Raw genomic sequence first — 26034 nt, forward strand, 5'->3', positions numbered from 1 at the left:
TTTCGTGTTTCGGCTACTGCTGATCTTTAATGCCACATCGTTATTGGTCATTATTTTTTTAGTTCAAAAAGGGCAGAATTTGGGGAAATTCTTTAGCTCCCCCAATTTTCCCGTGGCAACCCCTAAATGTGATATGCCAAGCAATGGATAGGGAACTCGAATCGATACTGGTATAGAAGCATGCTCAGATGTGGTGTTTCAGTATGACCAGCGGCAGATATCGTATTCGACGGTGCATTCACGAATTTATAATAATGTAAATTTCTCAGTTTGATTTCAAACAAATTATGGTTTTACCGAGGAATATAGGATGAAAACAGTGTTGGTGTGCGGAGCTGGAGTAGATAAGAGCGAAGGGATCAATATGCCCCTTGCAGCTGAATTGGTGCCAAAAATTCGTGAATTCCTCAAGTCAACCGAAGTTGGACAGGAAATTGATATAACCCTTCGTCAGATCATTCCTAATCTTCGCTTTAGCTACGATAAATTTGTGAAAGAGGCTGTTGAAAAGCTTTCGAATGAATTTCGGGGGCAGGTTGCCGAGATTGTTGATCGGATCGGTCAGGAACTAAAAGAAGAAGAGCTTGATGGTAAAGATGCCAAACTCGGTAAATTGATTATTGCGCTGCTCGTCAAAATCCAAAAATTGCAAGATGATGTGAAACTTGATCAAGAAACTGAGGCTTTAATCAATGAAGTATTTGAAGGAGCCATACCCGTCGAAGACGACAATATCATTCAACTACCTAAGCTGACATTTACCGACGTTTTTAATAACGTTATGCGCGCAATCTTCGAACGAAGCTTGGAAGAGCCTAACCATCGGATTCTGAAACACGTTCGAGGTAACCTGATGGATTTTGAGCGTCTTTTAATGGATAGCTTTATTGGGTTTTATACCAATAACGAGCCGCAAATGAAGACGTACATGTACTTGTCATGGACATTGTGGGCCTACCTGAAACATTGCGAACAAAACATTGCCCATGACAACATACCGTTTTACTCAAATATTCCGAGCGGATGGGATTTAGTTACACTCAACTACACGTCTTTTGCTAGACGGATAAAAGGTGATAGAGCGCATTATTTTCATGGTGGATTGGATAGCTTTATCAGAATGCGTGATCGCCAGCTTGTGTCCGTTGATGGATACGCAAACCTTGATATACCTAAATTCTTTTCAGAAACCGTTCAAGCCAATACGACATTTAACAAAAACAAAAGGCCGAATTGCGTTGTGCCATCAATTGTACCGCCATTGAAAATGAAGCCCGTGCTGTCAAATACTTTTATTGAGGTATGGTATCGATCCAAACAAGCGTTTCAGGATGCAAAAAAGATCATCGTCGTTGGCTACTCGTTCAATTATGCTGATGAACATTTCAATGATCTGATACGTTGTAATAAGGACAAGCAAATTATTGTTGTCGATCCTTTTGCCGAAGGTGTTTTGGGAAACCTGCAGAATATTTTTTCTCATGGAAAAGAGGATTACGTTGTAAGTAAATTTCAAGAAAAGCAAAGCTGGACGAAAGATAGTCTTAGAATCGTCAAGGCAACTGCAACACAAATCGAGTGGGATTCTGTTTAAATTAAATTTCATATTTTGAGATTAACGGAATGGGCATGAGGTATCAGGCAAGATTTACCGGCTGGCAAAACCTTACTCTGGAAGACTTAATGGTGGCCTAACGCAAAGCCAAGGCGGATTATTTCTTGAAAATACTTCGTGAATGGAACCTTACATGACCATTCCTCCCGATCCTAAGATTTATCATATCGTTCATATTGACCGGCTTGCCTCAATCATCGCTGCGGGAGAGTTATTATGTGATGCCAAAATGGTGGTGCAAAATGACGCTGGTACGACGATTGGGATGAATAACATTAAACAGCGCCGTTTGCAAAAGACACTTACCAGCTACCCAAACTTACATGTGGGAGATTGTGTACCGTTTTACTTTTGTCCCCGGTCTATCATGTTGTATTTAATTCACCAAACCAATCATCCTGAACTGGCGTATCGTGGGGGACAAGGACCGATTTTGCATCTGTAGGCAGATTTGCACGCGAGCGTCGCATGGGCACAGCAACAACAACGCAAGTGGGCTTTCACGCTGTCAAACGCGGGTTCTTACTTTTTTGAAGATCGCCGTGAGCTTGCTCAGTTAAATGAGCTAGACTGGCAAGCTATTCAGGCTACTCAATGGCAGCGCTGTAAAGAAGGTAAGCAGGCGGAGTTTCTAATGGAAGGCAGTTTCCCTTGGCATTTGGTAGAATTAATTGGCGTCCATTCGCAACAGACGTATCAACAAGTGATGAATATTCTAAAAATGGCGCAATACCGCCCACCGGTGACAATTAAACCTGCGTGGTATTACTGAGGAGGCCGGAAAATGATTGAATTTACTCGTGGTGACATTTTGCAAGCGGATGTAGAAGCCATCGTTAATACTGTCAATTGTGTGGGTGTGATGGGGCGTGGCATTGCATTGCAGTTTAAGAAAGCCTGGCCGGAAAATTTCAAAGCCTACGCAACGGCTTGCAAGAATAACGAAGTTCAGCCAGGCAAGATGTTTGTGTTTGCTATCCAGCAGCCCGCCAACCCACGTTATATCATTAACTTTCCTACCAAGCGCCACTGGCGTGATGCTAGCCGCATGGAAGATATTGATTCTGGCCTTGAGGCGCTGGCAGCAACCATAAGGGAAAAGCACATTCAATCGATTGCCATTCCTCCGCTAGGGAGTGGGTTAGGCGGCCTGGATTGGAATCAGGTGAAGCAGAAAATTGAACAGGCCTTGAGCGCGTTGTCTGATGTGTATGTGCTGATCTATGAGCCTCAAGGCGCACCAGAAAACGACAGAATGGCGCGCACTTCAACTGTACCGAAAATGACGGCTGGCCGAGCGGTTTTAATCGAGCTCTTACAACGTTACTTGGCAGGCCTATTGGACCCAACCATTTCTTTGTTGGAAGTCCATAAATTGCTGTATTTTATGCAGGAGGCTGGTCAGCCGTTGCGTTTGAAATTTCAAAAAGCCCCTTACGGGCCTTATGCTGAAAATCTTCGGCATGTACTCAACGCAATCGAAGGGCATTTTATCTCAGGTTATGCCGACGGTGGAGATGCACCTGATAAGCCGTTGCAATTGATGCCGGGTGCCATTGGAGAAGCAAATGCCTTTTTGGAGAAACATCCCCAGACACGTGAGCGCTTTAACAAAGTCTCTCAGCTTGTAGAAGGGTTTGAATCCCCCTTTGGCTTAGAACTTTTGTCTACGGTGCATTGGCTCTGTAAATACCAGCAGGCTGCCACAATAGGGGATGTTGTTAAGGCAACTTACGCATGGAATCAGCGTAAATGCCAATTTACTCCAAGGCAAATCGAGCTGGCGGTAAATGTTTTAAGCCGCTATCACTGGTTGCCTGCTCAAAATTGATGAGTACTTTTGTCTAATATAATAGATTTGATTGTGAAGCAAGTTTTGTTCTTAACAAAATCTTCTTATTGTAATCTTCAAATTTTAGTGGGCTAAACCTGAGCTACAAGATAGCAAAGCGAGGGTGAAATTTCAGGGTGAGGTCGATGCGCTGATGATGCTGTGCTGGAATCAGGGCTGGGAAGCTTTCGTTTCCTTTATCGAATCTGCCGCTCTGGACGTGCATGCGGGATCTGGCTCGGGTTCGGGGAGGGAACAATGACTTTGTGATTGCCGCACCTTGAATATTGATGCCTTGCGAGCTTTCCAAAACCGCGCCAAGCGTTGGCCGCAAGATGGCGAAAAATTCAAACAAGTGTCAGAAGGCGCTGTATATAAAAAAGACTTGCGATTTGTTTGATATATACTCATCACACTTCAAAATTCGGTTTTTATCATCCCTCATCCAAACTTCTCCCAGCGGGAGAAGGTATAGCTACCGAATTTTGAAGTGCGATGAGTATACAATGAAATGCAATGACGCCATCGAGAACTTCCTCCTTATTTTACTAAAGCCAGCTTCGCCAATAAATCTACTGTGCGTCCCAATCACTGCGTTGAGCAATACTCGTTTCCCGCCTATCTACTTGATAGGTGCTACGCTCAAACTCTGTTTCACCGAAAGGCGTCAAGCTGGTGTTATCGAAACTCGCTACGTTCGTTTCTTCATCTTTGCGTTCGCTCCGCCTTATTCCAAGGAAACCGAGCAGGCCGATGCCAACAAGAGCGAGCATGTCAGGCTCGGGAACAGCGGCGGCTGACGCTGCCTCGATGACAGTGCCGCTCAGGTTGAGCGTCAGGTAGTTATCGAAGAGATAGCGGCTGGCGGATGCGCCAATATTTGCGTCCGACAAGCTGAGATGATAGGTTGCATTGAATGTTCCCGGATTGGAGGTGTCGATGAAGGCAAGGAAATCATTGTTATCTCCTGCTTCCAGGCCGAAAAATTGAGTGAGGTTAGTGGTCAGTACCGAGGTATGCCCAGCACCACTGATAAGATCCAGATCCAGTCCGGCACGTTCACCTAACAGATTAAACAGATTGAAGCTGAGTGAAGCAACGGGGTCTCCTGCATAGAGATGACCAAAGTTTAGATTGAGCTCTGTTACCACCGAGTCTGCGGCAAAAGAGGCTTGCGCGTGTTGCAGATAGTTGTATACCAGGCTGTAGCTGGTAGTAAGATCGGTCAGGTAAGAAGGGTCGTTATTGACATTTGAGCTGCTGATACTCGCCGTCAGCGTTTCGCCAGGTAGGCCCCCATGACTCCGATTCGCAATCAGTGAGGTATCAACCTGAGAATTTAAGCTGCCTGACCCAACCCAACTGTTAAGCGCTGTACTATTGGTGATGGTTTGTGAAGGGGAAAGCCAGGAACTGGATGTGCCATCGTTTGGGCCGTTGTGCTTGGATGCGGTATTCAGAGCGCCCGACACATTCAGCCCGTCGATTCCATGCCAGATAGTGCTCACCGTTGCGGTGCCTCCTGTAGGCGTACTGCCGTCAGCACGCAAGTAGGTGGAGCTGCTGCCGGGTGTTATGGTTGCGGTGACACTCATCAGCACGCCATAGCTCGAATTAAATTGGCTGATGACAGGGCTTGTGGATTGACTGGTATTCACAAAACTTGAGCTGGTGGTGCTATCCGAGACACTCAGATTGGCGCCGCTTAGCAGGATGTTGCCACCCGTTACGGTTGTGGTGAGAGGGATGGCTTGCACGCTAGCACTAAATGCTAAAGCCACGGCCAGTATCGTGGGCTTAAAGGGGGTTCTTAGAGGCACCATTTGTAAAATACTCCTGTTGGTTACACAATGTCAGCCATTGTGGCCAATTACCCATACTGCGCCTATCGTACCGAGGTACATCGTACTTTGGTCTAATCCGGGAGCAGCATGATCCGATGAGCGAATTAACGTAGGTGATAAGGTTAAGCAAGCATGAGGAATCTTTGGTATTGCGGATTTGTAATGGCCTCTATTGGGGTGATGATGGGATTATCTGGTCTGATAGCTGCCCAGGATAGTGCTGTCATCGAATTTAGAAATAAGGGGGAGATGGTCGGAACGCTGCGGCTGGATGAATTTGATAAGATTGCAACCGCAAGCCCTCTCAGGATTTTCGAGGCGCATGAGCAAAGAGCGCGTATTTATCAGGCTTATCCCGCCCGGCAACTTTTCGATCAAGTTTTTGGAGAGGAATGGAGAGCAGCAGAAGAGATCGTCTTTCTCTGCGAAGACAACTATCAGCCCAGCATTCCGGTGGCCAAGTTTCTTGCTTATGATGCCTATTTCGCTTTTGCCAGCGCAGACGATTCGCTGTTTATGCTGACTAATGTGTTGCAGAACAATGAAATGGTCAAACTAGGGCCGCTTTATTTGGTATGGGATAATCTGAAGTCATCTGAATTACGCGAAGAAGGGGCAGTAGACATGCCTTATCAAGTGATAGGGATTGAACTTGCCTCTTTTGCGGCTCGTTTCCCCAAGCTGTTTCCACCCGTCAAGGCATCTCAAGAAGTGCAACGGGGTTTTCTGCATTTTCGCAAATACTGTATCGCCTGTCATACGATCAATGGTCAGGGCGGCGGCAAGGCGCCTGAATTGAATTATCCGCTCAGCGTGACCGAGTATATCAAGCCGGAATACCTAAAGCGCTGGATGGATAATCCATCCAGTATCCGCTACAACACAGCCATGCCAGCCCTTGCAGCGGAGACCCCGGCGCGGGAAAAGGTGATGGAAGAAATCATTGCTTATCTGCAAGCGATGCGCACTGTCAAGCGTGCGCCGGGCAAAGCACCCGAGTAATCCGCCAGATCTAATTGACGTACTTTATATTTTTGAGAGGAGTCATATCCAGCCATGCATGAAATCAAGACCCTCTTGCTTTTTCTGGTAACGGCAGTCGCCGAGATTGCCGGCTGCTACTTGCCCTATCTCTGGCTCAAGGAGGGGAAGAGCGTATGGCTGCTTGTTCCGGCGGCCATCAGTCTTGCGTTATTTGCCTGGCTGCTTGCTTTACATCCCACTGCGGCGGGTCGCGTGTATGCCGCATACGGCGGCGTCTATGTTTTTGTGGCAATACTCTGGCTTTGGGGGGTGGATGGAATTAAACCTACGGCATGGGACTTGGCTGGATCCCTGGTTGCGTTAACGGGTATGGCTATTATTATGTTTGCACCCAGAGATACCTAGCTGTTTGTGCAGCCGCCCTGCTACAGTGAATAAACACGTGCCTGCTATCACCATTCAGTCCTCATTCCAACTGACCCGTTTCCATCCCGCGCAGGATGTTCAGGGCAAGCCCTTTGGCTTCCTGGAAACTTGACCGGTGGGTGACGATAATCGTAACGACACTCTTTTTGTCCCTGGTCCGTCGACAATGCACGGCAAGGTTATAGTCGTCGTTGACAAGCGCAACATCATCCGCACGTTTAAGGGTTTGCCCTGTGATTTCAGAAGCGATAGCGGTGTATGCCCGACTCAGACAGTCTTTTTTACCATGGTTTAACGGCAGCACAGCATAAAAAAGAGAGGGTGAGGCGCTTTCTGCCTGTTTGATTGGGGTCGTGAATAGAATGGCACAAATGACCAGTAAGGATCGCATCAATGTGGCGGCTTGCATAGGCATAACATTTTCTCCAGAAAAGCACTTCCAGCTTCCTCGAGTCCTGGTTGCTCTTTGTTGCAAGGAAGTACTGCGTCATATTATGCAATACTCCCTGTCTCCTGCGAGAGCAATTTCTGTCTGACTATGGCCTATTCGCACGGAATGCTTGCCCCTCCACGTGATCATTATCTAACGAGGGTTTTTTTGGCCAGGATCAGCGATTTTCTTCTTGATAGTTTGTCAGTAACCCCGCCACGATAATAATGAGCCCCATGGCAATATAAAAATTCCGGGCGACAGCTTCGTCAGCAAAACCCAGGATAAAGGGGATCGCCACCAGAACGGGGCCAACAATGCGCTCGATCCAGCCATGCAGGGTGAAAGCAAGCATCTTGAAAATGCCAAGGGAGAAATCCGAAGCCAGGGTAACCGTCAGATGAACCGCGGCCAATCCATATGCCAGCATGGCAGGTATTTGACTTAAATCTAATAGGGTGGGGGCCAGTAAGAATATGACAACTGTCAGAAAATCCAAATAGCCATGGTTGCGGGCTGAAATTATTTTCATTTGACTGCTCCTTTCATTGATGATGGGTAACAGTCCGCACTCTAATATAGCGTATTGACAGTGTCTGTTAGCCAGACAACAGTCGTTTAGCCCGAATATTTCATAAATTCGCGTTAGGGTGAGTATCGCTGCATCCGGGTTTAATCAAGTGATCCATTACTGATCAATGTGGTGTCGTTGATACAAATTTGCTCGCGTGTATAGTCCAGTATCCCTCGACTTCTGAAATCATTCATGATCGTGCTGACCACGGAACGGCTGGCGCCGACTAAATCCGCCAGCTCCTGTTGCGTGAGGAAAATTTCGAGGGCATATCCATGCGTGCATCGTGCTCCAAATAATTGGGCCAGTTCCAGCAGCATTGCGATAACCCGTTTCTCGACTGGCTGGGTAAGAATAGCCCTGAGCTTGCGCTCGATTTGTTGCTGACGGGTATAGATCGCCTCGAAAACGGACCATGACCACTCTGGCCAACGAGACATCAATTGCTTGAAATCCTCATGTCCGATCTGATAAAACACGACCTTTCTCAGGGCCTGTGCGCTTTCTTCCATCGATTGACTGACAGCATCCCGCTGCAGGCGGCCGATGATGTCTCCTCGCTGTAGCAGGGCAAGCGTCAGCTCGTTTCCTTGTATTGTGAGATGTGAGAGTTTAACGATACCTTCTTTAATCCAGAAGAAACCCGCGCAACGCTCTCCCTGACGATAAAGAAAATGTTTGCCAGGAATTTCGATTTCCTGAATAGAAGGGCATTCTTTCTGCCATTGCTCCAGCTTCCACTCGAGGAGCGGCTTGAGTAATCCAGCCTTTGTATTGCCCGGTTTTAACGAAGACATCGACTATTCCGGTTTCCTGCTAGCAAGTTTATCGCTTGTTTCCCCACAGTTGGGTAAGGCGTGCATCACGACCACATCTGCTACGATAGTATGAGTAGCGGACAGGATTTTTGAGGTAGTAATCCTGGTGATATTCCTCCGCTGGATAGAATGCTGTGGCAGGCAATATTTCGGTTACGATAGGTTGATTAAAACGGCTGGAAGCGACAAGTTCTGATTTAGAGGCTTCTGCCAGCTGTTGTTGGTGACTATCACGATAAAAAATGGCGCTACGATATTGCGAGCCGTGATCACAAAACTGAGCGTCTGGTGTCAAGGGATCGATCGTCGGCCAGTAAGCGGCAAGCAAGCTGGCGTAATTGGTTTTAGCCGGATCAAAATAGATCTGTACGGCTTCGATGTGACCGGTTTTGCCTTTGCTGACCTGCTCATAAGTAGGATTGGCTATTTTTCCGCCAATGTATCCCGAGATAGTGGCCACCACGCCCGGTACCTTATCAAAATCCGCTTCTGTACACCAGAAACACCCCCCTGCAAAGATTGCGATCTCCAGGGTGGTCTCTTCCGATGGGTTTCTGGATTGATAGTTAGCTCCGGCCAGAAGCTTAGGATCCGATTGCTGGCACCCAGCAAGCGCAATCACCGTCAAGAGTATCCCGATGCCTGATCTTCGGTAAGTTATGCAGCGCAATTTCGTCCACCACGTTATCACCTTGTTATCCCCTAAGCTCAGGGAGCGCTTCTTCTTTCGGGATAAACCGGAGCGCCAAGCCATTGTTGCACCAGCGCTCGCCGCGAGGTGGCGGGCCATCATTGAAAACATGCCCCTGATGTCCGCCGCAGCGTGCGCAGTGATATTCGGTGCGAGGCCAGATCAGCATGAAATCACGTTTTGTCCCTGTGTGGCCGGCAATGGGCTGGGTAAAACTGGGCCAGCCCGTACCACTCTCATATTTATGTTCGCTCTCGAATAACGGTAAATAGCAGGCAGCACAAATGTAAGTGCCATCGCGATGCTCTTTATTGAGCGGACTGCTTTCGGGGCGCTCGGTGTCTTCTTCGAATAGCACGCGATAAGCTTCCGGGGATACCAATGAACGCCACTCTTCGTGCGGCTTCTTGAGGGGTGTGACCGTAATGGGATCGATTTTGATTTTCGTGCTCCTTTCTTCTTCAGCGCTTAACTCACGCGAACAGGATGATATAAAAGGCAGCGTTGCCAATGCAATAAACCCTTCCAGCAAAGTGCGTCGTTTCATAATGAATTCTCATTTTTTTCAACTAAATCAGCAAAAATTTGATTGTGAGTGCACAGTATAGTTCATAACAAGTGCAATCCTTTCTTTGGGCCGGCTTGCTTCAGGGCCGCTTTCTAGGGAGAAGGCGCCTTACGGGGCGCGATAGGAAATATGAATATTTTATGGCAATCACCGGCAAAGTCCAGATAACCGGTGCAAGTGGTAAGCAGCCCCGCCCACAGGGCGGGGGCACGAAGAGTGAAGTGGGATTATTGACAGCCTGAGTCTGCAAAAATAACTTCCCAGTTCATGGAGTTACCGCGCTGATTCATGACCACATTGTATTCTTGACCATCGACCAACACGCAGGGGATCACTAATTCACCCGCAGCGAGATCTGCGCGTGCTATGGAAGGAGTAAATGGCACATCTGGCAAGCAGGCGCTCACATCATATTTGACATAGCTGTTTTCTGCAGCACCGGGTATTGGTAATCCTGCTGGCGCTTTAAGCGTTGCCACATAAAGATCATTGCCGGCTAATTTTACATCGACTGCACCAGGCAGAGGAATTTCTATGCCAGCCGAGCTTCCCGAACTAAAAACGCCATTATTATAAGTGCAGGATAGCTGTTCACTGGATGGATCTGGCAGGATAGTCAGACTAGTGCCCGTTGCCATGAAAACCGCGTGTCCTTTAGCGATGGTCATCTGATCGGCATGGCTCGAGAGGGAGAGTGCTGAACCTATTACTGCAAAACTTAATGATAAAAACAGATTTTTCATACGCTTCCTAAAAAGTTAAAAGGTTTTGAATTCAACTATCAAATTGCACACCTGGTGGTGTATGCGTAGGATTATTTTGCGATTCCTCCTTTTTTCATTTTATATAAACCTGACTTCAAACAAAGCGGCGATATCAGGGGATTACAGGCTTTTTCTCATTGTTTGAGCTGACATCATCATTCCTTAGCATTGCTTTTTGTGCACTGAAAGCAGTGTCATCGAATAAATTTAGTAGGGCGGTGAGGGGGGAGGACTACCTGGCGGCGGCGGTGGATAGCTTCCTGAAGGAGCGCGCTGGGGAGCAGATCCATCATAGCTACCGCCACTTGGGGATCCCTCATTGATGAATCGGCCTGGAGAGGGAATGCGATGACCATTCGCATACATACACTGCATATAAGCTGCATCATAGCGTTGCTGACCGATCTGGCCGGAAGATCGTGCGGCGCTGCTTCCAGTCAATCCTCCCGCTAATAATCCGCTGCCCGCACCAATGGCAGCGCCACGTCCGCCTCCAAATGCGGCGCCTGCGATGGCACCCAATGCAGTGGTAACAGCGGCACTTTCCATTCCACTCAATATGGATGCCTGCCGGGGCGTCTGACCACTGATTTGCTCGTTGGCAAATTGCCTACAGAGATAGTCGTCAGCTCTAAATTGATCAAAGGTTTTATTTGCAGCAGGTAAAACCATGACACTCGGACCCGTTGGTACGTGTACGCAGGCTGTTAGCAGAGCGAGAGGCAGCAAAATCGATAATTTGGCAATTCCAGGCATAACTAGATTTCCTTTAATGATGTGATTAAGAAGGCTGTGGAGGAACTTTTAGCCAGCCTCCTGGACACTTTCTGACATAAGGATAATACCCTTCTGGGTTTCGACAGTAGTACCAATAATTGGTTTTTGGCGCAGGAGTAGATCGTGAAACATGCTGTTGCTGGATATAAGCTGGTTTTCCAGGGGGGGCAATGATCATCGCAACCGGCAATACTGGCGTGGCCGCAACGACTGCAGGAAAACCACCCAATGGATAGTAACCTCCCAACCGGTTATAGGGGCCAAAGCCAGCACGGCCAAAAGGAACAGGGCTACTATAAAAACCCATCTCCCCAAAAGAACTGAAGCGGCTGTAGATGCCAAAACTCCTATCAGGAGCAAAACCACCCAACCCATAATAACCAAAGCTTCCGAAAGGAGGCGCATAAGGCATAAAGGGACTAAAAGGCCCAAATCCCAATCCCAGCCCCAGTCCGACACCTAGGCCGAGGCCAATATCAAATCCATCATGATGGTGGTGGTGGTGATGATGTCCATGAGGGTGGTCCCAATTATTGTGATGATGTTCAGAGTGATGATCAGGCCCGCTATTCTGAGCCGATTGAACATTATGGATATTAATATTCTGAGTAGGGGAGTCACCCTGAGCAGCGGCATGGCCTTGGGCGGACTGATCTCCCTGAACTGACCCACCTTCCTGGGTAGATTGAGCCATTTGGGTAGATTCGCCAGTCTGTACAGGCGAGCTATCTTGAGTGGTTTCATCGTTCTGGGCAGCTTGATTTGCGGGTGCCGATTCACCATCCTGAGAGGTTTGATCAACCTGGGCGGACTCGTCGGTCTCAGTTGCTTCAGCGGAGGGATTATCCTGAGCAAGCTCAGCTTCCCCGGAGGATTGATCCAGCCCGGCAGATTCATTCTCTGGCATGGGCAGGTTATCCTGATCAGATGCGCTCATCTCGACAGCCTGCTCATCTTGAATCGACACTTCTTCTTGGGTAAATTCTTCGCTTTGAGCAGGCTCAATATCCTGGCCTGAGCCATCCTCTACCGCAAAATCGTTCGGTTGCTCAAAATCATCCGCTTGATCAAAGTCTCCACCCTGACCAGGATCATCCGCTAATTCAAAATCTTCCTGTTGATCAAAGTCACTGTCCGGGTCAAAAGTATCGCTCTGATCGAAATCTCCACCTTGGTAAGCGTCATCACCTTGACCAAAAGCACCTTGGTCAAAATTGCCTCCAAGGTCTCCGCCCTGGTCAAAGTCACCACCATCGAAATCGCCGCCATAATCACCCCCGGAATCTCCACCCCCATCAAAACCACCCCCATCCCGATCAGCAGCCCATAGTGGACCTGCCGATACCAAGCCAATCAGAGCGATGGCCATACAAATCAATTTGAGTTTCTTCATATCAAGCTCTAGTTGGGTCTGATGGAGTTAACCCGAATAGTTCACAAATTGGCACGTGCCCTCACTTGTCTTTTGATTAATAAGAAAGATTTTGCTCAGTCGGGTGTATGAATCACTACACCCCTCTTTCTCAAAACTTCCCTGTTAATCAAAATCCTGCGTGATCATCACGTGAATTTATTAAATATTCGGGTTAAGCAAATGATTAAATTAAACAGCATGAGTGATTTCCATTGTGTCTGGTTTACTGGCTCAGCAATCCGCATGCATGGGCTATGCAGGGCATTGATCTTATCTTATCGAGCTGATCCTGAATGAATGCTGAATGCGTTATCTTCGCTATTGAGATGGAAACAAATCTCATACCTGGAAAGCAAAGCGTGCAATTTCTAGATTGTCCGGATCATACATGCTACATTGAGTACCAGAGCATTTGTCTGGAGGACACGCTCGATAGAGCCTCTTGTCCTGAATGACAAATTACTTTCAGTACGATGCGTAACTTCTCGTCCATGGTTAGAAAGGAATGAGCATGAGGGCATGGTCGAAGCTATGGAATATTTTCTGCTGTTATTCAAGGAAAATAACGCTGAGGAACAAGACGAGTTGGCTATTCATCATGGTTGGCTTAAGCGGATGTGCAGTAGGGCCGGATTACCGGCAGCCCGCACCCGCAATTCCTGATCATTGGCAAGCAGCGCAACGGGAGATCGATGAATGGCCCAGTCCAGTAGCACTGAAACCAATAGATCCAGAGACGCTCAGAAATTGGTGGAAGAATTTCGGGGATGCCCAACTGGACAGCCTGATGGATCGGGCTTTGTCAGATAATCTTGATGTCAAAATAGCCGTGGCGCGCATCGACCAGGCCCGTGCCGATCGCCGTGCCATTCGCGCGGAGCTTTTTCCCAGTGTTGACGCAGCGGCAGGTGCTCAGCGTCAAGATAATCCCTTCCCCGGCTTGGCACCCGACATCAAATTCAATTTGTTCGAGCTGGGTTTTGATGCCTTGTGGGAAATCGATCTGTTCGGTCGTTTACGGCGCCGATTGGAGGCGGCTTCCGCCGATCTGGCTGCCGTAAAGGAGCAATACAACCAAGCCCTGGTGACGTTAACCGCCGATCTGGCGCGTAGCTATATCGAATATCGCAGTTTTCAGAATCAATTGCGCATTACCCGCGCCAACCTGGCTGCCCAACAAACCACGCAGGAGCTAACGGAGACGCTCTTCAAGGAAGGGGTCGGAACCCGCTATGACGCTGTGCGGGCGCGCGCGCAAACTGAAAATACCCGAGCTCAGATTCCTGGTTTAGAAGGAAGTTTGATTGCAGCACTTCGGCAATTGGAAGTGCTGGTAGGACAACAACCGGGAACGCTTGTGATTGAGCTGGATGAGCCGGGCGCCGTACCGATGGCGCCCGGGCGAGCAATCCTGGTTTCGCCTGCAGAGACCCTTCGTCACCGTCCTGATCTGCGCATTGCCGAGCGCCGGCTCGCTGCTGCCACGGCCATGCAGGGGGCCGCGATCGCAGAGCTCTTTCCACGGCTATCGCTGTCAGCCTTTCTGGGTTTGCGCAACACGGAGCTCGATGCGTTGTTCAGATCGGCCGCTTTTTCCTATGGCGCTTCTGCTAGTCTTTTGCAGCCATTGATCAATTTCGGCCGCATTCGGGCTGGAATCGATCTGGCAGATGCGCGGCAACAGGAAGCTTATCTGGCATTTGAAAAGACCGTGCTGGAAGCGCTGCAGGAAATGGAGACTGCCATGACGCGCTATCTCAAGGAAGAAGCGCGGCGACAGGCATTGGCGCGCGCTGTGACGGATTTGCGCGAAGCGGTACGGCTATCACAGCTGCGTTTTCAGGTAGGCACCATATCATTTCTGGATGTGCTGGACACTCAGCGCACGCTTTACGCTGCCGAGATCGAGCTGGCTCGTTCCGAAGAGAAGGCTTCTATTGATCTGATCGCAGTCTATAAAGCGCTGGGCGGCGGTGCGGATGTTGTCGTGCCACAAGCGGAAACCACTTCGGAGGGGCTATGAGTAAACAGATCAAAACGGCGCTGATGGTTGTTTTTGCTGTCATCGTGGTAGTTACGGCATGGTGGGTGCTTCGCCCTGCTGGCCTGCCTGCCGGGATTGCCGCAGGTAACGGCCGTATCGAAGCAACTGAAATCGACATTGCCACCAAGACCGCCGGTCGTATCGTCGAGGTTCTGGCAAGAGAAGGTGATTTTGTGCAGGCCAACGCGATACTTGCACGTATGGATACACAAGTACTGCTCGCTCAGCAGGCTGAAGCAGAAGCGCAAGTTCGTCGTGCCGAGTATGCCTATCAAACGGCGCAAGTCATCGTGATACAGCGTGAAAGTGAACGAGCCGCTGCGCAGGCGGTGGTCGCCCAGCGCCATGCCGAGCTTGATGCTGCGCGCAAACGCCTGAGGCGCACGCAAACACTTGCGGGTGAAGGCGCTGCGGCCAAACAGGAACTGGATGATGATCGTGCCCGGGTACTGAGTGCACAGGCTGCTGTCAGAGCGGCGCAAGCCCAGGTTGCCGCGACAAACGCAGGGATCGAAGCAGCAAAATCGCAAGTGGTGGAATCGCAATCGGTCATTGCCGCCACCCAAGCGACGGTGACGCGCCTGCAGGCAGATATCGACGACAGTGAATTGAAGGCGCCACGTGATGGCCGCGTACAGTATCGCGTTGCTGAACCCGGTGAGGTACTGGATGCCGGCGGGCGGGTGCTGAATATGGTCGATCTTGCTGATGTTTATATGACTTTCTTTTTGCCTACTGAGGCTGCAGGCAAAGTAGCGCTCGGCAGCGATATCCGCCTCGTGCTGGATGCCGCGCCTAACTATGTGATTCCGGCGAAAGCCAGTTTTGTTGCCAGCGTCGCCCAGTTTACCCCGAAAACAGTGGAGACCGAGAGTGAACGCCTGAAACTGATGTTCCGCGTGCGTGCGAGAATCGATCCCGTACTGCTGAAACAGCATCTCGAAAAGATCAAGACCGGTGTGCCCGGCATGGCTTACGTCAAGCTTGATCCTGCGCTTGCCTGGCCTGCAGAACTTGAGGTCAGGTTGCCGCAATGAGTACCGGTGTTCTAGATATGGCAGCAGCGCCAGTGGTTCGCGTGCGGGATGTCAGTCTAAGCTATGGCAATAACCTTGCCCTCGATAGTCTCAATCTGGAGATTCCTGCCAACTGCATGGTGGGCCTGATCGGCCCCGACGGGGTAGGTAAATCCAGCCTGATGTCATTACTGACCGGTGCTAGGGCGATACAGCAAGGCCAGATCGAAGTATTGGGCGGTGACATTAGTGATGCTGCGCATCGTCGCACGGTGTGTCCACGCATTGCTTACATGCCACAGGGATTGGGCAAGAATCTCTATCACACCTTGTCGGTATTCGAGAACATCGATTTCTTCGGCCGTTTATTTGGTCATGAACAGGTCGAACGCCAGCAGCGTATTGATGAGCTGCTCGAAAATACCGGTCTTGCACCGTTCCGGGACCGGCCAGCAGGCAAGCTATCAGGCGGCATGAAACAGAAGCTAGGCTTGTGTTGCGCACTGATTCACGATCCTGACCTGCTGGTGCTGGATGAGCCGACCACCGGGGTTGATCCACTGTCGCGCGCCCAGTTCTGGGAGTTGATCGAGCGTTTGCGCAGGCGCCATAACGGCATGAGCGTGCTCGTCTCCACTGCCTACATGGATGAGGCGGAGCGCTTCGACTGGCTGGTGGCGATGGATGCGGGCAAGATCCTCGCCACCGGCACTGCGCTGGAACTGCGTGCACGCACCGGCGTTGACACGCTGGAGGCAGCGTTCATCCAACTGCTACCGGAGGAAAAACGCAAGGAACACAAGGCCGTGGTGATTCCGCCGCGAGACACTGAGGGTGTCCAGGAAATCGCCATCGAAGCGCATGATTTGACCATGCGTTTCGGTGATTTTGTTGCGGTCGATCGGGTCAATCTGCATATCGCGCGCGGTGAGATCTTCGGTTTTCTCGGCTCCAACGGTTGCGGCAAATCAACCACGATGAAGATGCTAACCGGCTTGCTGTCCCCGAGTGAAGGCGAAGCGCGGCTGTTCGGTCAGGTTCTTGACGCCGCTAACCTGGCGACGCGGAAGCGTGTAGGCTATATGTCGCAGGCGTTCTCGCTGTATTCTGAATTGACCGTGCGGCAAAACCTGGAGCTGCATGCAAAGCTGTTTCACTTGCCCGATACCGATATTCCTGCACGTGTTGCCGAGATGGCTGAGCGTTTCGTGCTCGGTGCAGTCATGGACAGGCTTCCTGACGCTATGCCGCTCGGCATGCGCCAGCGCTTGTCTCTGGCGGTGGCGGTCATTCACAGGCCGGACCTGCTGATCCTCGATGAGCCAACCTCCGGTGTCGACCCGATAGCGCGCGACATGTTCTGGCAGCTCATCATCAATCTTGCCCGTCGCGACCAGGTCACCATTTTCATTTCTACCCACTTCATGAATGAAGCCGAGCGCTGCGACCGCATCTCGCTGATGCACGCCGGCAAGGTGCTTGCCAGCGACACCCCCGCCGCGCTGATCAAGCGCAGTGGCTATGCCACATTGGAAGAAGCCTTTATCGATTACCTGAAGGAAGCGAGCGGGTGCGAGGACGAACCAGTGAGCGGGCCACTGACACCCGCCGCTGGCACCGCTGCTCCGGCGCATGGCCATGCCGCCAGAATCAGCACTCGCTTCAGTCTGTTGCGACTGTTCAGTTACACCCGGCGCGAGTCGCTCGAACTGCGCCGTGACCCGATTCGCGGCTCGATTGCGCTGCTCGGCACGGTGTTACTGCTGTTCATCATGGGCTATGGCATCAGCTTGGATGTGGAGAATCTGCGCTTTGCCGTGCTCGATCGTGATCAGACTGCGCTCAGCCAGAACTATGCACTTGACCTGGGCGGTTCACGTTACTTCATCGCACAGCCGCCCATTGCTGATTATGACGAGCTTGACTGGCGCATGCGCAGCGGAGAGCTGAGCCTGGCACTGGAGATTCCACCGAATTTTGCGCGCGATCTGGCACGTGGAGATAACGTCAGGATTGGCGCCTGGATCGACGGCGCGATGCCAAGCCGCGCCGAGAACGTGCGCGGCTATGTGCAGGCTATGCACCAGGGTTGGTTGATGGAACAGGCGCGCCGTCATGCCGCAGGTCATGTGCTTGCCGGATTGGTGACGATCGAGACGCGCTTTCGTTATAACCCCGACGTCAAGAGCCTACCGGCCATCGTGCCCGCAGTGATCCCCGAGCTGCTGATGCTGATTCTGACCATGCTCAGCGCGTTGAGCGTGGTGCGCGAGAAGGAGCTCGGATCCATCCTCAATCTGTATGTTACACCGGTGACCAAACTGGAATTTCTCCTCGGCAAGCAACTGCCCTACATCGTCATGGGAATGATCAACTTCTTCCTCCTGTGCGCCTTAGCCGTATTCGTATTTGGCGTGCCGCTCAAAGGTGATTTCCTGCTGCTGACCTCGGCTGCGCTGCTCTACGTTACGTCCGCCACCGGCCTGGGATTGCTGATCTCGGCCTTCACCGGCAGCCAGATTGCCGCCATCTTCGCCACGGCGCTCGGCACCATGATTCCGGCCTCACAGTTTTCCGGCATGATTGATCCGGTATCCTCGTTGGAGGGCGGGGCGCGCTTCATCGGCGAGATCTACCCGACGACTCATTTCCTGACCATCAGCCGCGGCACTTTCTCCAAGGCATTGGGTTTCGCTGATCTTAGCCCCTCGCTGCTGCCCCTCGCCATCTCCATTCCCGTGCTCCTGGGCCTGAGCATCGCGTTGCTGAAGAAACAGGAGCGTTAGCTTTGCATACACTGCGTAACATCTTCCATCTCGGGATCAAGGAATTGCGCAGTTTGGGGCGTGATACGCTGATGTTGATGCTGATCCTGTTCGCCTTCACCGGCCAAGTGTATCTGGCTGCGACCGGTCTTCCCAGCTCGTTGAATAAGGCACCCATCGCTATCGTCGACGAAGATCGCTCGCAATTGTCGACCCGCATCTTCAATGCTTTTTATCCGCCCTATTTCCTGGCGCCGGTGATCATCGATCAGTACGCGACCGACCCGGGCTTGGATGTGGGTCTGTATACTTTCGTGCTCGATATTCCATCTGATTTTCAGCGGGACGTGCTGGCCGGGCGCCGACCAACGGTCCAGCTCAACATCGACGCCACGCGCATGTCGCAGGCTTTCATCGGCAACAGTTATATCCAGAACATTATTACTGGCGAGGTCGCGGACTTCGTTCAGGGCCATCGCGCGATTATCACGCTGCCCGCGGAGCTCGAAGTACGTGTGCGCTTCAATCCCAATTTGGATCCAATGTGGTTCGGTGCGGTCATGCAGGTGATCAACAGCGTTACCATGCTGTCTATCATTCTCACTGGCGCGGCACTGATTCGCGAGCGTGAGCACGGTACCATCGAGCACCTGCTGGTGATGCCGCTGGTCCCGTTCGAAATTATGATGGCCAAGGTCTGGGCTATGGGGCTGGTCGTGGTGGTCATGGCGACAGCATCGATAGTCTTTGTGGTACAGGATCTGCTTCGGGTACCGATCGAAGGCTCGATCGGACTGTTCGTTGGCGGGATGATGCTGCACCTTTTCGCCACTACTTCGATGGGCATTTTTCTCGGTACGGTGGCACGCTCGATGCCGCAAATGGGCCTTTTGATGATCGTCTCTCTGCTGCCGCTGCAGATGCTGTCCGGCAGCATAACGCCGCGCGAGAGCATGCCAGAACTGGTGCAGAATATCATGTTGATGGCGCCGACTACCCATTTCGTTTCGCTCGCCCAGGCGATTCTCTACCGTGGAGCAGATTTCAGGATCGTCTGGCCAGAATTTCTCGCGCTGATTGCAATCGGCAGTATTTTTTTCTTGCTGGCACTGGCCCGCTTCCGTAAGGCCATCAGCTCAATGGCATGATCGGTGCTGATCACCGTGATAGCCAAAAAATCTAATCTCGCCGGTTAATTGAGTGATGGAGGTTGAACCAGTTTTTGAGTACGCTCTCAAACAGAGTGAGGGTGCTGAAGATTCATCACAAGGAGGTTATATGAATTCACAGAATGGCCACCATGAGCACAAGTCAGGTGAAACCCCGATGCAATCCATCCTGTCTGCTGATAGCGAAGCGATCTACACCTGTCCCATGCACCCCGAAATCCGGCAAAAAGCGCCGGGAAGCTGCCCGATCTGTGGCATGGCGCTGGAACCAGCCACGATGACGGGAGAAGAAGGTGAAAATCCGGAGCTGACCGATATGCGTAAAAGGTTCTGGGTCGGTTTAACGCTAACCCTGCCCGTCTTCATCCTGGAAATGGGCGCGCATTTTATGGATTGGCATCATGCCATTAATGGTCCGTTATCCAACTGGATACAACTGGTGCTGGCGACGCCCGTGGTGCTTTGGGCTGGGAAACCCTTCTTTGCGCGCGGCTGGAGTTCGTTGCAAACGCGCAAACTGAATATGTTCACCCTGATTGCCATGAGCACAGGGGTGGCCTGGCTATACAGTGTGGTGGCGACACTGGCACCCGGTATTTTCCCTGATGCCTTTCGACAGGCGGACGGAGCCGTGGCCGTTTATTTTGAGGCGGCTGCTGTGATTACGGTGCTGGTCTTGCTGGGACAGGTTCTGGAACTCAAGGCACGCGAGCAGACCGGCGGCGCAATCCGTGCCCTGCTCGATCTAGCGCCCAAAACGGCCCGGCGGATTGGCCCAGATGGAGAAGAAGATGTCCCCCTGGAACACATCCATGTGGGTGATCTGCTACGTGTCCGGCCTGGTGAGAAGGTCCCTTTGGACGGCGTCGTTACCGAAGGACGTAGCGCAGTGGATGAATCGATGGTGACGGGCGAATCTATGCCGGTAAAGAAGGAACCGAACAGCAAGGTGATCGGCGGCACGATGAATCAGACCGGCAGTTTTGTGATGCAAGCCGAGCACGTGGGTAAGGATACGATGCTCGCGCAAATTGTTCACATGGTGGCCGAAGCGCAGCGCAGCCGCGCCCCGATCCAAAGGCTGGCCGATGTCGTTTCTTCCTGGTTTGTGCCTGCAGTGATTTTCATTGCGCTGCTGGCTTTTATTCTCTGGGCGGTATACGGGCCTGCGCCTGCCTTCAGCTATGCACTCATTGCCGCGGTCAGCGTGCTGATTATCGCTTGTCCCTGCGCGTTGGGACTGGCCACGCCCATGTCGATCATGGTCGGTGTCGGCAAGGGCGCTCAAGTGGGGGTGCTCATTAAAAATGCCGAGGCGCTGGAGCGTATGGAAAAGGTCGATACGCTGGTGATTGATAAAACCGGCACGCTTACCGAAGGCAAACCGACAGTAACCGGGATTGTTGCCACAGCAGGATTCACTGAAGACGCGCTGCTGGCGCTGGCTGCTTCGCTGGAGCAGGGCAGCGAGCACCCGCTGGCGCATGCCATTGTCACCGCAGCGAAAGAAAAAGCGCTCGAGCTATCTTCAGCAGATGAATTTGACTCACCGACCGGTAAAGGCGTTATCGGAAAAGTAAAAGGGCAACAGGTTGTCCTTGGAAATATCTTGCTAATGGAAGAACACGCCATCAATATGTCGTCACTCACGATAGAAGCCGATGCCTTGCGTGCGGAGGGGGCGACGGTCATCTTTATTGCCGTGAACGGTCATCCTGCCGGACTTCTGGCGATAGTCGACCCAGTCAAGGCGACCACGGCGGCGGCAATCCAGGCGTTGCAGCAACAGGGGTTACATATTTTGATGTTGACTGGCGATAACCGCCGCACCGCCGAGGCGGTGGCCAAAAAACTGGCGATTACAGAAGTCGAATCGGAAGTTCTTCCTGAAGACAAAGGCAAAATTGTCAAAAAGCTGCGTGAAGCAGGGCGAATTGTCGCTATGGCTGGCGACGGCACCAACGATGCGCCGGCGCTGGCAGCGGCCGATGTGGGTATTGCCATGGGGACGGGTACGGATGTGGCCATGGAAAGCGCGGGAATCACACTGCTCAAAGGCGACCTCACCGGTATCGTTCGCGCCCGCAAACTGTCCATGGCAACCATGCGCAATATCCGGCAAAACTTGTTCTTCGCGTTTGTTTACAACGCTGCCGGGGTGCCCGTGGCGGCAGGGATGCTCTACCCGTTGTTCGGCATGCTGCTTTCTCCGATTATCGCCGCTGCCGCGATGTCACTCTCTTCGTTGAGTGTCATTGGGAATGCCTTGAGATTGCGGCTCACGACGCTGAAGTGACCGGCTGATTACGATGGGGTGCCATGAGATGAGCCGTGCGCGCATAACAATGTTATCGTTATAGGAAGGAGCGCGAAAAATACATGAAGATGCCACGCTTAATGCTGCATTATTTGCAGCACTTGCCCGCTGAATTGTTGCCACTGGTCGAGCAAGTCGCAGACTTGGCAACGGACTTGCGCTGGACCTGGAGTCATGCGGGGGATGCGCTATGGAAAATGATGGACCCGCAATTATGGGAGCAAAGTGAGAATCCATTTGTGGTGTTGCAAAATTTGTCTCATGAACGGCTGGAAGAACTAAATCGAAGCACGCAGTTTAAACAACAGCTCGATCGTTTGACCGAGGCGCGGAATAATTACTGCGAGTGCTGTGGCTGGTTCGGGGATGTGCATGCTGAGGCCAAACTCAAGGGAATCGCCTATTTCAGTATGGAATTCGGTTTGGGTGAGGCCTTACCATTGTACGCGGGGGGGCTGGGTGTATTGGCGGGCGATTACCTCAAGGCTGCCAGTGATCTGGCCGTACCCGTGACTGCGATTGGTCTGCTGTATCAGGAAGGTTATTTTCGCCAGGTATTGGATGGCAACGGCTGGCAGCAAGAGATTTATCCTTATAACGATTCTAGCACGCTGCCGCTACGTCCCGTGTTGACCCATAATGGCACCTGGTTATCCATACCCATCGAGTTGCCCGGGCGCACGGTGCGCTTGCATGTCTGGGAAGCGCAAGTGGGGCGGGTTAGTTTGTATTTACTCGATAGCAACAATCCTCTGAACAGTGCGCTTGATCGGGGCATTACCAGCAAACTCTATGGTGGCGGAGAGGAAATCCGGTTGGTGCAGGAGATCGTTCTGGGAATAGGGGGATGGCGGTTAATTGAAGCATTGGGTCTGGCAATCGACATCTGTCATTTGAATGAAGGCCATGCCGCTTTTGTTACGCTGGAGCGCGCCCGATGCTTCCGGGAAAAGCGGCAGGTGGATTTCTGGGAAGCGCTTTGGGCGACCCGGCCGGGCAACATCTTCACCACGCACACCCCGGTAGCAGCCGGTTTTGATACCTTTCCACGGGAATTGCTCGCAAAATACGGCTTGATTTACGCCAAAGATCTCGGTGTAGCGCCAGACGAATTAGTGGCGCTGGGCCGCCGTAATGGGCATGATGACAATGAGTCCTTCAATATGGCTTATCTGGCGGCACGAACATGCGGCATGATGAATGGCGTGAGCCGTCTGCATGGCAAAGTCAGTCAAGGTATTTTCCAGGATTTATACCCTCACTGGCCTGAGTGTGAAGTACCGGTCAGCTATGTAACCAATGGCGTGCATGTGCCATCGTGGGATTCTCCCTGGGCTGACGAGATTTGGACGCATTCTTGTGGCAAGGATCGCTGGCTTGGTACGGCAGAAACGCTTGCCGCGGAAATTAACAAATTGGATGACGCTACGCTCTGGACCCTTTGCGGTCAGGAGCGTGCTGACCTGGTGCGCCACGCGCGACAACGGTTGCGCTTGCAATTGGGTCAAGGGGGTGCAGAGACGGAGATCATTAATCAGGCTGACCGGATTCTGGATCCCAATGTGTTAACCCTCGGATTTGCGCGGCGCTTCACCGCTTACAAGCGTCCCAATCTGTTGCTGCATGATGTTGAACGCCTGATTCGGCTCCTCTCCCATCCGGAACGGCCAGTGCAACTCGTTGTCGCCGGCAAGGCCCACCCCGCCGACCATGAGGGAAAACACTTTATTCAGCAATGGGCGCAGTTTGCTGCGCAGCCTGTGATTCGTAACCATGTCGTATTTCTCGAAGATTACGACATTGCCCTGGCGCAGGAGCTAGTGCAAGGCGTGGATGTATGGATCAACACGCCACGCCGACCGTGGGAAGCCAGCGGCACCAGCGGCATGAAAATTCTGGTGAACGGCGGATTGAATCTTTCGGAACTGGATGGCTGGTGGGCGGAAGCCTACACCCCGGAAGTTGGCTGGGCGATAGGGGATGGCAAGGAACATAGCGAGCCCGGTTGGGATGGCGTGGAAGCCGAACAACTCTACCATCTTCTGGAGGAAGAGATTGTGCCGATGTTCTATGATCGCGATGCAAGAGGTATCCCCAGAGCCTGGGTCGCCCGCATGCGCGCCAGTATGGCCCGTCTCGCCCCGCAGTTCAGCAGCAATCGCATGGCGCGCGAATATGTCGAAAAGCTGTATCTTCCCGCCGCCATGACCTTTCAACAGCGAACCGCCCAGGGAAGCGTTGTGGCCAAAGAACTACGCCTATGGGATGAACGGTTAAGGCGAAACTGGCATCAAGTGCATTGGGGCAATCTGACTGTGTCCGCAGAAAAAGAGGGCTGGGTATTTGAAGTACAGATTTATCTGGGGGAGATTTTGCCCGAGTCTGTGCAGATCCAGCTTTATGCAGAGCCGGCAGGTGAGGGCGTGCCTGTTTGCGAGGCGATGCAGCGCGATGCCAGTATTCCAGGGGCTTTAAATGGCTATCTTTATAGAAGCCATTTACGTACCATGCGCCCTCACACCGATTTCACGCCACGCTGTGTAGCATACCATGCAGATGCCTGCATTCCCATTGAGAACAACCTGATCCAGTGGTGGTCAGGTACGGCAACGTTATCCAGGAATTCACCCTGATCGCGCGATTACAGAGGCATTCTGCCTGAGCCACGGCCATGGAGTTCGGCGCTGACTGTTTCTACCAGAGATGCTGTCAATCCATGGAACCCTATGGTCATGTGATGGCCTAAAAAGAAAGGAGGTGTGTTATGACTATTAATCCATTGCAGCAGATCAGGGCACTCGGCCAGAGCATCTGGCTCGACTACATCCAGCGCAGCATGCTGGAAAACGGTGAGATCGGCAGAATGATAGAGGAAGACGGATTGGCAGGGATGACTTCCAATCCGGCTATTTTTGAAAAGGCGATCAGCGAACATCATGACTACGATGAAGCGATTTCATCGCTTAAGCGCAGTGGGAGGCCACCCAAAGAGATTTTTGAGGCGTTAGCCCTGGACGATGTGGGCCGGGCAGCCGATTTGTTTCGGCGTCTCTACGATGAATCGAACGGCCATGATGGTTTTGTCAGTTTGGAGGTTTCACCCCATCTTGCTTACGATACTGAACAAACCATTAGCGAGGCTAAGCGGTTATGGGCAGCCCTCAACCGCCCTAACGTTTTGATCAAGGTGCCGGCAACCCAGGCAGGATTGGTTGCGATTGAGCATCTCATTGCTGAGGGGATCAACATCAACGTGACCATATTGTTCAGTGTGGAACGTTATCGACAGGTCGCCGATGCATTCATGACGGGGCTGGAAACCCGCGTGGCGCAGCATAAGCCTGTTGATCACATTGCTTCCGTCGCCAGCTTTTTCCTGAGTCGTATTGATATATTGGTGGATCAACGCCTGGATGAGCTTGTCAAAACGGAGGAGGGCAAATCTGCCGGTGCTTTACGTGGTCAGGCTGCCATCGCCTGCGCGTACCTTGCCTATCAGCACTACCAGCGCTGGGTTAACGATAACCGCTGGCAATCCTTGGCCAGCCAGGGTGCGCGAACCCAGCGGCTGCTCTGGGCGAGCACGGGCACTAAAGATCCTGCTTACAGCGATATCAAATATGTCGAACCTTTAATCATCAAGGATACCATCAATACGATGCCACCCCAGACACTGGCTGCTTATCGTGATCATGGTCACCCTGTATTATGGAGCGGGCAGGGATTGGATGAGGCCCGTGCCTTGCCAGGAAAACTCCATGAATTCGGCATTGACCTTGAGGCAGTCGGCGAACAGCTGGAAGCGGAAGGCGTACAAAAATTTAGTGCGCCTTTCGATAAATTGCTGGAACGGATAAACCACGGGTAACCTGTGTTTTGCCTGGCAAGTTGACGAGGATATCCGGTGTCATTTTCATTAATTTATACTCATCATACTTCATAATCCCTCATCCAGCCTTCTCCCAGCGGGAGAAGGTATTGATGCCG

General features: G+C 51.7%; 20 protein-coding genes and 1 pseudogene. 12 read left to right on the forward strand and 9 right to left on the reverse strand.

From position 1 onward, the window contains the following. The first annotated feature begins 310 nt into the window (after nt 1-310). The 3 genes and pseudogenes from BLW34_RS00130 to BLW34_RS00140 all read left to right on the forward strand — a co-directional run bounded on the left by BLW34_RS00130 (nt 311) and on the right by BLW34_RS00140 (nt 3446). Nucleotides 311-1594, forward strand: a complete 1284-nt coding sequence (locus BLW34_RS00130) for a DUF445 domain-containing protein (RefSeq protein WP_090574173.1) — start codon at nt 311-313, stop codon at nt 1592-1594. A 154-nt stretch (nt 1595-1748) separates the two neighbouring features. Then, a pseudogene (locus BLW34_RS16685) lies at nt 1749-2387 on the forward strand (DUF4433 domain-containing protein). Nucleotides 2388-2399: 12 nt separating this feature from the next. Further along, on the forward strand, nt 2400-3446 hold the full coding sequence (locus tag BLW34_RS00140) for a type II toxin-antitoxin system antitoxin DNA ADP-ribosyl glycohydrolase DarG (protein WP_090574175.1): 1047 nt from the start codon (nt 2400-2402) through the stop codon (nt 3444-3446). Nucleotides 3447-4018: 572 nt separating this feature from the next. On the opposite strand, the gene BLW34_RS00150 is transcribed toward BLW34_RS00140, so the two are convergent. Then, entirely contained in the window at nt 4019-5269 is a 1251-nt protein-coding gene (locus BLW34_RS00150; protein WP_090574177.1) for a PEP-CTERM sorting domain-containing protein, read from the reverse strand. 183 nt (nt 5270-5452) lie between these two features. On the opposite strand from BLW34_RS00150, the gene BLW34_RS00155 reads away from it, so the two are divergent. Both BLW34_RS00155 and BLW34_RS00160 read left to right on the forward strand, forming a co-directional pair. Continuing rightward, on the forward strand, nt 5453-6292 hold the full coding sequence (locus BLW34_RS00155) for a c-type cytochrome (RefSeq protein WP_090574179.1): 840 nt from the start codon (nt 5453-5455) through the stop codon (nt 6290-6292). A gap of 54 nt (nt 6293-6346) precedes the next feature. Further along, nucleotides 6347-6679 (forward strand): YnfA family protein, encoded by a 333-nt coding sequence (locus BLW34_RS00160; RefSeq protein ID WP_090574181.1) that lies wholly within the window; start codon nt 6347-6349, stop codon nt 6677-6679. 61 nt (nt 6680-6740) lie between these two features. On the opposite strand, the gene BLW34_RS00165 is transcribed toward BLW34_RS00160, so the two are convergent. The 8 genes from BLW34_RS00165 to BLW34_RS00200 form a co-directional block, all read right to left on the reverse strand. Further along, a complete protein-coding gene (locus BLW34_RS00165) occupies nt 6741-7115 on the reverse strand; it encodes a hypothetical protein (protein ID WP_090574183.1) in 375 nt (124 codons plus the stop codon). A 193-nt stretch (nt 7116-7308) separates the two neighbouring features. Then, nucleotides 7309-7662, reverse strand: coding sequence for a hypothetical protein (locus tag BLW34_RS00170; RefSeq protein ID WP_090574185.1), 354 nt, complete (start codon nt 7660-7662; stop codon nt 7309-7311). A gap of 140 nt (nt 7663-7802) precedes the next feature. After that, nucleotides 7803-8501 carry a Crp/Fnr family transcriptional regulator gene (locus tag BLW34_RS00175; RefSeq protein ID WP_090574187.1) on the reverse strand — a complete coding sequence of 233 codons (699 nt, stop codon included), beginning with the start codon at nt 8499-8501 and terminating at the stop codon, nt 7803-7805. 28 nt (nt 8502-8529) lie between these two features. Continuing rightward, nucleotides 8530-9192 (reverse strand): peptide-methionine (S)-S-oxide reductase MsrA, encoded by a 663-nt coding sequence (gene msrA, locus BLW34_RS00180; protein ID WP_256203505.1) that lies wholly within the window; start codon nt 9190-9192, stop codon nt 8530-8532. A 25-nt stretch (nt 9193-9217) separates the two neighbouring features. Beyond that, nucleotides 9218-9760: a peptide-methionine (R)-S-oxide reductase MsrB gene (msrB, locus tag BLW34_RS00185; protein WP_090574191.1), complete on the reverse strand. Its 543-nt coding sequence runs from the start codon at nt 9758-9760 to the stop codon at nt 9218-9220. Between the two features lie 248 nt (nt 9761-10008). Then, nucleotides 10009-10524: a hypothetical protein gene (locus BLW34_RS00190; RefSeq protein WP_090574193.1), complete on the reverse strand. Its 516-nt coding sequence runs from the start codon at nt 10522-10524 to the stop codon at nt 10009-10011. Between the two features lie 228 nt (nt 10525-10752). After that, nucleotides 10753-11301, reverse strand: a complete 549-nt coding sequence (locus BLW34_RS00195) for a YMGG-like glycine zipper-containing protein (RefSeq protein ID WP_090574195.1) — start codon at nt 11299-11301, stop codon at nt 10753-10755. 25 nt (nt 11302-11326) lie between these two features. Further along, nucleotides 11327-12715 carry a mucin-associated surface protein gene (locus tag BLW34_RS00200; protein WP_090574197.1) on the reverse strand — a complete coding sequence of 463 codons (1389 nt, stop codon included), beginning with the start codon at nt 12713-12715 and terminating at the stop codon, nt 11327-11329. A gap of 532 nt (nt 12716-13247) precedes the next feature. Here BLW34_RS00200 and BLW34_RS00205 point away from each other — a divergent pair. The 7 genes from BLW34_RS00205 (at nt 13248) to tal (ending at nt 25915) form a co-directional block, all read left to right on the forward strand. After that, nucleotides 13248-14759 (forward strand): efflux transporter outer membrane subunit, encoded by a 1512-nt coding sequence (locus BLW34_RS00205; RefSeq protein WP_090574198.1) that lies wholly within the window; start codon nt 13248-13250, stop codon nt 14757-14759. Further along, complete coding sequence (locus BLW34_RS00210; protein ID WP_090574200.1) at nt 14756-15817, forward strand: HlyD family secretion protein; 1062 nt, start codon at nt 14756-14758, stop codon at nt 15815-15817. The genes BLW34_RS00205 and BLW34_RS00210 overlap by 4 nt, the downstream gene beginning before the upstream one ends. Nucleotides 15818-15834: 17 nt before the next feature. After that, a complete protein-coding gene (rbbA, locus tag BLW34_RS00215) occupies nt 15835-18582 on the forward strand; it encodes a ribosome-associated ATPase/putative transporter RbbA (RefSeq protein ID WP_256203506.1) in 2748 nt (915 codons plus the stop codon). 2 nt (nt 18583-18584) lie between these two features. Continuing rightward, entirely contained in the window at nt 18585-19709 is a 1125-nt protein-coding gene (locus BLW34_RS00220) for an ABC transporter permease (protein ID WP_090574203.1), read from the forward strand. 130 nt (nt 19710-19839) lie between these two features. Further along, nucleotides 19840-22026 carry a copper-transporting P-type ATPase gene (locus BLW34_RS00225; protein WP_090574697.1) on the forward strand — a complete coding sequence of 729 codons (2187 nt, stop codon included), beginning with the start codon at nt 19840-19842 and terminating at the stop codon, nt 22024-22026. A gap of 83 nt (nt 22027-22109) precedes the next feature. After that, nucleotides 22110-24680, forward strand: coding sequence for an alpha-glucan family phosphorylase (gene glgP / locus BLW34_RS00230; protein ID WP_090574204.1), 2571 nt, complete (start codon nt 22110-22112; stop codon nt 24678-24680). Between the two features lie 131 nt (nt 24681-24811). Further along, entirely contained in the window at nt 24812-25915 is a 1104-nt protein-coding gene (gene tal, locus BLW34_RS00235; RefSeq protein WP_090574205.1) for a transaldolase, read from the forward strand. Nucleotides 25916-26034 lie beyond the last annotated feature (119 nt).

Origin of the sequence: Nitrosomonas sp. Nm58 (assembly GCF_900107335.1) — a bacterium.
Lineage (GTDB): Bacteria > Pseudomonadota > Gammaproteobacteria > Burkholderiales > Nitrosomonadaceae > Nitrosomonas.

Bases quoted from the DNA above. Each gene is read 5' to 3' on its own strand.
- BLW34_RS00130 (WP_090574173.1), top strand. From the start codon at position 311: ATGAAAACAGTGTTGGTGTGCGGAGCTGGAGTAGATAAGAGCGAAGGG.
- BLW34_RS00140 (WP_090574175.1), top strand. From the start codon at position 2,400: ATGATTGAATTTACTCGTGGTGACATTTTGCAAGCGGATGTAGAAGCC.
- BLW34_RS00150 (WP_090574177.1), bottom strand. From the start codon at position 5,269: ATGGTGCCTCTAAGAACCCCCTTTAAGCCCACGATACTGGCCGTGGCT.
- BLW34_RS00155 (WP_090574179.1), top strand. From the start codon at position 5,453: ATGGCCTCTATTGGGGTGATGATGGGATTATCTGGTCTGATAGCTGCC.
- BLW34_RS00160 (WP_090574181.1), top strand. From the start codon at position 6,347: ATGCATGAAATCAAGACCCTCTTGCTTTTTCTGGTAACGGCAGTCGCC.
- BLW34_RS00165 (WP_090574183.1), bottom strand. From the start codon at position 7,115: ATGCCTATGCAAGCCGCCACATTGATGCGATCCTTACTGGTCATTTGT.
- BLW34_RS00170 (WP_090574185.1), bottom strand. From the start codon at position 7,662: ATGAAAATAATTTCAGCCCGCAACCATGGCTATTTGGATTTTCTGACA.
- BLW34_RS00175 (WP_090574187.1), bottom strand. From the start codon at position 8,501: ATGTCTTCGTTAAAACCGGGCAATACAAAGGCTGGATTACTCAAGCCG.
- msrB (WP_090574191.1), bottom strand. From the start codon at position 9,760: ATGAAACGACGCACTTTGCTGGAAGGGTTTATTGCATTGGCAACGCTG.
- BLW34_RS00190 (WP_090574193.1), bottom strand. From the start codon at position 10,524: ATGAAAAATCTGTTTTTATCATTAAGTTTTGCAGTAATAGGTTCAGCA.
- BLW34_RS00195 (WP_090574195.1), bottom strand. From the start codon at position 11,301: ATGCCTGGAATTGCCAAATTATCGATTTTGCTGCCTCTCGCTCTGCTA.
- BLW34_RS00200 (WP_090574197.1), bottom strand. From the start codon at position 12,715: ATGAAGAAACTCAAATTGATTTGTATGGCCATCGCTCTGATTGGCTTG.
- BLW34_RS00205 (WP_090574198.1), top strand. From the start codon at position 13,248: ATGAGGGCATGGTCGAAGCTATGGAATATTTTCTGCTGTTATTCAAGG.
- BLW34_RS00210 (WP_090574200.1), top strand. From the start codon at position 14,756: ATGAGTAAACAGATCAAAACGGCGCTGATGGTTGTTTTTGCTGTCATC.
- rbbA (WP_256203506.1), top strand. From the start codon at position 15,835: ATGGCAGCAGCGCCAGTGGTTCGCGTGCGGGATGTCAGTCTAAGCTAT.
- BLW34_RS00225 (WP_090574697.1), top strand. From the start codon at position 19,840: ATGAATTCACAGAATGGCCACCATGAGCACAAGTCAGGTGAAACCCCG.
- glgP (WP_090574204.1), top strand. From the start codon at position 22,110: ATGAAGATGCCACGCTTAATGCTGCATTATTTGCAGCACTTGCCCGCT.
- tal (WP_090574205.1), top strand. From the start codon at position 24,812: ATGACTATTAATCCATTGCAGCAGATCAGGGCACTCGGCCAGAGCATC.